At 71.2% G+C, this 1065-nt stretch carries 1 protein-coding gene; it reads left to right on the top strand.

The genetic code is table 11. From position 1 onward, the window contains the following. The coding region (locus tag ACFE8Y_RS20280) for a hypothetical protein (RefSeq protein ID WP_375466177.1) at positions 1 to 323 on the top strand (323 nt) is incomplete at its 5' end. Between the last annotated feature and the right edge of the window lie 742 nt (positions 324 to 1065).

The following is a 1065-nucleotide window of genomic DNA, read 5'->3' as shown; positions in this document are numbered from 1 at the left end:
TCGTCGTGCAAGCGGGCCTGGACGAGGTCGCCCGCTTCCTGGCGCGGGAAGATCCGCCGACGCGTCCGAATGCGCGGCCGGCGCGGCTGGGATTGGCGGCGATCGCTTGGCACCTGCGGGGTGGGAGGTGCGTGGCGAGCGCTGCCTGCGGGCTTCCCGCCTTGGCGCACGGTCTACGGCTGGTTCCGGCGCTTCTCGTCGCGCGCGGTCTGTTCGAGCGCCTGGTGCGGGCTCTGGCGCGTCGGCAGCGCCGCCGCTGTGGACGCCGCCCCGCGCTGCGGCTGGCGATCATCGACACGCATCCTTCGACAAGCTCAGGATGAGGGCGTCAAGTGCCTCGGCCCGCGCGGCCTGCGCGGCTACGACGGGGCCAAGAAGCGGGTCGGGCGCAAGCGTGTCGTGATGGTCGATGCCGAGGGGCACATCCTGGCGCTGGCGGTGGTCTCGGCCAACATGCAGGATCGCGACACGCTGCCGGCGCCGGATGACGGCAAACCGGCTTGGCCGAGCCTGCGCCTGGCCATCTTGGATGGCGCCGTCACCGCCGAGCGGTGCGAGCAGGGGTGCCATCTGCACGGCCTGCGTCACCGTGTGGTCGAGAAGGTCCCGGATCAGAAGAGCTTCGGCCGCCGACAGGAGCTGGCGCAACGCCTCCTTGCTCGGCGGCACGATGCGCTTGGCACCCTCATCGCGGCGCTCGATCACCACGAGGACGGGCGCGACGATCATGGCCGAGACGAGAGTGCGATCGGATGCGGGCTCTCCCCTGCCCTGCTGGGAACCAGCGCCGACGCAGCCTCCCTCCGGGCGTGGGCGACACTTTCACGCCTACCGGCTCGCCCTGACGCAACGTCCCCTGATCGAGGGGCGGGCGACCATCTTGGTCGTCCTCGAAGGGAAGCCCCAGCGCATCATCGCCAGCTCGCGCGCACCCTCGGTGCCTCGCACCACGGGTGCCATCTGGTCGGGGAAGATGACAGGTAACGGCGGCAGGTTGCCGGTCTCGTCGCGGTCTACGCCGAATGAGGTCGTGCACGATCGCGGCCGCGCGCAGGCCGTAGGCGC

The organism is uncultured Methylobacterium sp., assembly GCF_964242245.1.
Lineage (GTDB): Bacteria > Pseudomonadota > Alphaproteobacteria > Rhizobiales > Beijerinckiaceae > Methylobacterium.
This window is presented reverse-complemented; position numbering and strand designations above follow the sequence as displayed.